Below are 5,374 nucleotides of genomic sequence, written 5' to 3'. Positions count from 1 at the left end.
GGCGGGGCCTCGCACGGGGGTGAGGCCCCGAAAGGGGGCGGGGCCTCGGGTGCCGGCGCCGCTCCGAGGTCGAACAAGGCTCAGCGGGCTGACGGACTCAGCTCATGACTCCCCTCGCCACAGGAGTCGTCCGCTCGGTCGCATGAAGTCGACCTCCTCTCCGGCGAGCAGGGTCCGGCGCACCACGCCGTGCAGAGTGCGGTCGACATACGGCGTCACGGGATGGCGATGTTCCAGGCGGGCCGGTTCGACCGTGTGCGAGGCCTCGGGTGCGAAGACCATCAGGTCCGCGGAGCCGTCGGCTCGGATGCGGCCCTTCCCGTGCAGCCCGGCGATGTCCGCCGGTCCGGCGGACATCCAATTCACGACCGTCTCCAGCGGCACGCCTCGTTGCCGTGCCTCTGTCCAGACGATCGGCAGACCCAGCTGCAGGGAGGCGATCCCGCCCCAAGCTGCTCCGAAGTCCCCGGACTCCACGTGTTTGAGCTCGGCAGTCGATGGAGAGTGATCCGTGACCACGCAGTCGATCGTCCCGTCGAGCAGGCCCTGCCACAGCCGGTCCTGATTGGAGAGGTCGCGGATGGGCGGGCAGCACTTGTAGGCGGTGGCGCCCTCGGGCACGGCATCGGCCGAGAGTGTCAGGTAGTGCGGACACGTCTCCGCGGTGAGCCGGACGCCTTCTGTCCGCGCTGCCGCGATGAGCGGCAGGGAATCGGCGGCGGACAGATGGAGGAGGTGGACCCGGGCACCGGTCTCCCTCGCCGCGTCGATCACCTGCGCGATGGCGCGGGTCTCGGCCTGCGGCGGCCGGGAGGCGAGGAACCCTCCGTAGCCGCGGCCCGGGGGTGCCTCGGTGACGGAACCGGGATCCTCCGCATGCACGATCATGAGTCCGTCGAAGGAGGCGATCTCCGCCATGGCGGCCCGCAGCTCGTCTGCACGCAGATGTGGGAACTCGTCCACCCCTGAGGGGAGGGTGAAGCACTTGAAGCCGAAGACCCCGGCGGAGTGCAGGTAGCGCAGGTCGGCGAGGTTGCCGGGGACGGCACCGCCCCAGAAGCCGATGTCCACGTGCCGCCTGCCTTCTGTGGCCGCGACTTTCGCGGACAGGCCGGAGACGCTCGTCGTGGGCGGGATCGAGTTCAGGGGCATGTCGATCACCGTGGTGACGCCCCCACGCGCAGCTGCCCGCGTGGCCGTATCGAAGCCCTCCCATTCGGAGCGCCCCGGGTCATTGATGTGCACGTGTGAGTCGACGAGGCCGGGGAGCAGCACCTCATCCTCGCTCAGCACGATCTCGCGTTCTCCGCGCAGCCCGGTGCCGAGGGGGACCACCTCGGCGATGCGTCCCGCGCTCACCCCCACCTCGGCGGCTTCGAAACCCTCCGCCCTGTGGACCCGCCGGCCACGCAGCACCAGATCGTGGTCAGGGGTCATCGATTCCTCCGGTCTGCCGAGCGGCGTTTCGACAACAGTTCTACCAGACGGTGTACCTTTCGCCCCGGCGCAGAGGCCTAGCTGCCGGACGCCTCCCGGAAGCCCGGCGAGCCATGATCTTCGAGGTGTGCGCTCGCAGAGGAGCAGACGCGTGAGCGCACGCGACTGCTGACCGCGTGCCGGTCGCGTTCGGCCGCTCTCAGCGCACTGTGAGGCCCTCGCCCGCCACCGTCTCGCCGATGACGGGGTAGCCCGGCACCTCGCCCACGACGAGGAGACCGCCGGAGGTCTGGGCGTCGGCGAGGAAGAGGAGATCGTCCTCGCCGACGCCGGCCCCAGCCGTGAGGTGCGGACGCACCCAGTCCAGATTCCGCCGCGTGCCGCCGGAGACGAAGCCGTCGCGCAGGGCCTCGGCGGCGCCCTCGACCATGGGAACGGCGGCACGGTCGATCACGGCCCCCACGCCCGAGGCACGCACCATCTTGTGGAGGTGGCCCAGCAGGCCGAAGCCGGTGACGTCCGTGGCCGCGCGAGCTCCCGCCTCGAGCGCGGCGAGGGAAGCGTTGCGGTTGAGCTGCGTCATCGTCGTGACTGCGGCCTCGAACACCTCCCCGGTGGCCTTGTGGCGGTTGTTGAGGAGGCCCACGCCCAGCGGCTTGGTGAGCGTGAGCGGGAGACCGGCCTCGGCGGCGTCATTGCGCAGCAGCCGGTGGGGTTCGGCCGTGCCGGTCACGGCCATGCCGTACTTGGGCTCCGGATCGTCGACCGAGTGCCCGCCGATCACGGGACACCCAGCCTCCTGTGCAACCGCGAGCCCGCCGCGCAGCACCTCGGTGAGGAGCTCCATGGGCAGGGTGTCGCGGGGCCATCCCACCAGATTGATCGCGACGACGGGTGTGCCGCCCATCGCGTAGACGTCGGAGAGGGCGTTCGCTGCGGCGATCCGCCCCCAGTCGTAGGCGTCGTCGACGACGGGGGTGAAGAAGTCGGCGGTGGAGAGGACCGCGAGGTCGTCGCGCACCTGCACCGCGGCGGCATCGTCGCCGTCGTCCAGTCCCACCAGCACCGACCCGTCCTGCTGGCCGGTGCGCGCCGCGACGGCGTCCTCGAGCTCGCCCGGCGGGATCTTGCAGGCGCAGCCGCCGCCGTGGGCCAGGGTGGTGAGGCGGGGTGCGGGGGAGGAGTGCGCGGGCCGGTCTGCGGGGGCCGAGGCTGCGGCGGCGGGAACGGTGCTCATGCCGCCGAGTCTAGGAGGTGGAGCCGCAACGGGCTACGGTCTTCCGGCGAGCAGATTTCGGTCCCGCGATTCGTAGACTCGGAGGATGGAACCAGCTGACCCCGCCGCCTCGCGGCGACCGCCCAGGTACACCCCCGTCCTCCCGGCGCGGGCGGCTCTGCCGCTGAGGCCTCGGCGGGTGCTTGTGGCAGGGGTGTCCGGTGCCGGCAAGACCACGTTCGCTGGGCGCCTCGCGGCGCTCGCCGGGTTGCCGCACACGGAGATCGATGCGCTCTTCCACGGCCCGGACTGGACGCCGAGGCCGGAGTTCCAGGACGACGTCCGCGCTCTCGTCGCGCAGCCCGAGTGGGTGACCGAATGGCAGTACAGCGAGGTCCGTCCTCTGCTCGCGGCGCACGCCGATCTGCTGGTGTGGCTCGACCACCCCTTCTGGCGCGTGACGTTCCCCCGCGTGGTGCGCCGGACGGTGCGGCGCCGGCTCCTGCACGAGGAGCTGTGGAACGGCAACCGCGAGGGTTCGCTCGCGGGCGTGCTCACGGATCAGGAACACATCATCCGCTGGGCGGTGCGCACCCGCCGCAAGTATCGCGACCTCGTCCAGCGCGCGGCACGGAAGAACCCAGGACTGGTCATCGTGCGTCTGGGCACGCCCGCCGAGGCCGAGGCCTGGCTCACCGGTTCGTTCCGGGAGGCGGTCCGGCTGTGACGAAGTCTGGCCTGCAGCCGGCCCGTAGTGATGTTGAGCCCGTACCGGCTGACGTTTCGCACCTTTCAACCGTGTTCGCACGTGCCCGCATATGAACACAGTCAGAAGATGCGAAACGTCCGGTGCGCGCTCCCGGCTCAGAGCCCCAGCTCAGCTCCGCGGTCCGAGCTCCTCCGTGAAGCAGTCCTCGAGCGTCGGATGGGCGAATTCGTGGCCGACGGCGTCCAGGACGGTGGGGACCACGTGCTGTCCGGCCAGGGCGAGCTCGTCCGCGCCCTCGTCGCCCAGCAGCAGAGCGGGCCCCACGCGCGGGACGGAGAGCACGGCCGGCCGGTGCAGGTGGTGGCCCAGCGCAGCGGCGAACTCCTTCTGGGTGACGGCGCCCGGTGCCACGGCGTTGACCGGCCCGGAGAGCGCCGAGTCCGCCACAGCACGGGCATAGACGCGGACCAGATCGTCATGGCTGATCCAGGGGAACCACTGCTCGCCGGAGCCCAGCGGTCCGCCCGCCGCCGCGAGATAGAGGGGGAGCTGCAGTCTGAGCAGACCGCCGAGGCCGCTCATCACCAGGCCCGTGCGCACCGAGACCCGGCGCACCCCCGCAGCCTCCACGCGGGCGGCCTCGGCCTCCCAGCGGCGGCAGACCTCGGCGAGGAAGCCGCTGCCCGGCCCCGCCTCCTCCGTGACCGGAGCGCGCACGTCCGTCCCGTAGTAGCCCACGGCGGAGGCGCACACGAATGCCTCGGGCCGCTGCTCGGCGGGCAGGTCTGCGATGGTGTCGACCAGCAGCCGGGTCGAATCGATACGGGAGGACTCGATCTCGGCCTTGGCAGCCGGGGTGAGCCTGCCGCCGATGCTGCGGCCCGCCAGGTGCACCACCACGTCCGCCCAGGCGAGGTCCTCCGCGTTCAGGAGCCCCAGCGTCGGGTCCCAGGGGGATTCGGTGCGGAGGCGTGCGTCGAATGCGGAGGTGCTGGTGCCGTCGTCGCGGCCGAGTCCCGGACGCGGCTTCCTGCGGACCAGCGTCCGCACACGGTGACCGGCGGTGGTCAGCATCGCGGTGAGCTGCGTGCCGACCAGTCCGGAGGCGCCGGTGACCAGCACATTCAGTATGCGCTCGCCGCCGGTTGTGGGTGCGTCGAGCTGGTCGAGGAATGCGAGGTCGCTGCGGATGCGGTGGGTGCGCGCCGCGAAGGTCCGCTCGAGGGTGGTGCGGATGCGGTCGTCCACGCCCACCGCCTGCGCCGCCTGCGAGACGCCGGGGATGCGAGAGGCGAAGCGTCCGAACTCCTCGGCGAAGCGGTCGAAGCCCTGCGCCGCGCGGTTCCTCCGACTCTCCCGGTCGTCTCGTGCAGTCCGCTCGCCTCCTGCAGTCCAGGGCCGGTCCGCGTGCGGACCGTAGGTGCGGGGGACGTCCGCCGGCGGCTCCGCGGCCCCGGAATCTCCCGCAGCCGCCGCGTCCTCCGCATGCGGGGCGCCTGCGCCGCGGAGGGAGTAGTCGAGGGTGTCGTCGATCCGTGTGCCGCCCTCGGCGGAGCGGAACACATGACGGTGCTCCAGCCGGGAGAAGGGCGAGAGCGCACCCGGCACCAGACGGTCCCCGAAGCCCGCGATCGTCTCTGCGGCCGTCGTCGCCTCACCTGAGCCGCTCGCCGCGCCAGCGGTTTCGGTCCTGTCTGCGGTTTCGGTCCTGTCTGCGGCCTCGGCCGTGGTGCCGAAGGGCGGAAGGCCCTCGAGGGCGAAGTGCTCCGCCGTCCACGGGATCCGCACCGCGCCCGAGGTGCCGGGCGTGCTGATCCGCAGACGCGCGCGGCTGCCCGGGCGGCCCGGGTCACCCTCCTCGACCACCTCCTGCGCCCAGTGCGGGGAGAGGCGCGTGAGTGCGCCGGGCAGGCTGTGCCAGCGCACCACCTGGTCGAACGGGACGTCGAGGAACTCCTCGGAGTGGAAGCGGGTCATCGCGGGCACCTCCGTGCGGCGGCAGGGGCGGGTGG

General features: G+C 72.0%; 4 protein-coding genes. 1 reads left to right on the top strand and 3 read right to left on the bottom strand.

The genetic code is table 11. The features are described 5' to 3' along the window. Positions 1-102: 102 nt before the first annotated feature. The gene (gene allB / locus Q0A33_RS08730) at positions 103-1,437 is read right to left on the bottom strand and encodes an allantoinase AllB (protein WP_291795177.1); all 1,335 of its coding nucleotides are present in this window, start codon (positions 1,435-1,437) and stop codon (positions 103-105) included. Between the two features lie 199 nt (positions 1,438-1,636). Next, a complete protein-coding gene (gene selD, locus Q0A33_RS08725; protein WP_291795175.1) occupies positions 1,637-2,674 on the bottom strand; it encodes a selenide, water dikinase SelD in 1,038 nt (345 codons plus the stop codon). 85 nt (positions 2,675-2,759) lie between these two features. Here selD and Q0A33_RS08720 point away from each other — a divergent pair, with 85 nt between their 5' ends. Further along, positions 2,760-3,380 (top strand): AAA family ATPase, encoded by a 621-nt coding sequence (locus Q0A33_RS08720; RefSeq protein WP_291795173.1) that lies wholly within the window; start codon positions 2,760-2,762, stop codon positions 3,378-3,380. A 150-nt stretch (positions 3,381-3,530) separates the two neighbouring features. On the opposite strand, the gene Q0A33_RS08715 is transcribed toward Q0A33_RS08720, so the two are convergent. After that, the coding region (locus Q0A33_RS08715; RefSeq protein ID WP_291795171.1) for a TIGR01777 family oxidoreductase at positions 3,531-5,374 on the bottom strand (1,844 nt) is incomplete at its 5' end.

The sequence above is a fragment of the Brevibacterium sp. genome, assembly GCF_022712115.1.
In the GTDB taxonomy this organism is placed as follows: domain Bacteria; phylum Actinomycetota; class Actinomycetes; order Actinomycetales; family Brevibacteriaceae; genus Brevibacterium; species Brevibacterium salitolerans.
This window is presented reverse-complemented; position numbering and strand designations above follow the sequence as displayed.

Excerpts from the sequence above, each read along its gene's own strand:
- Q0A33_RS08720 (WP_291795173.1), top strand. The coding sequence starts at position 2,760 with ATGGAACCAGCTGACCCCGCCGCCTCGCGGCGACCGCCCAGGTACACC.
- selD (WP_291795175.1), bottom strand. The coding sequence starts at position 2,674 with ATGAGCACCGTTCCCGCCGCCGCAGCCTCGGCCCCCGCAGACCGGCCC.
- allB (WP_291795177.1), bottom strand. The coding sequence starts at position 1,437 with ATGACCCCTGACCACGATCTGGTGCTGCGTGGCCGGCGGGTCCACAGG.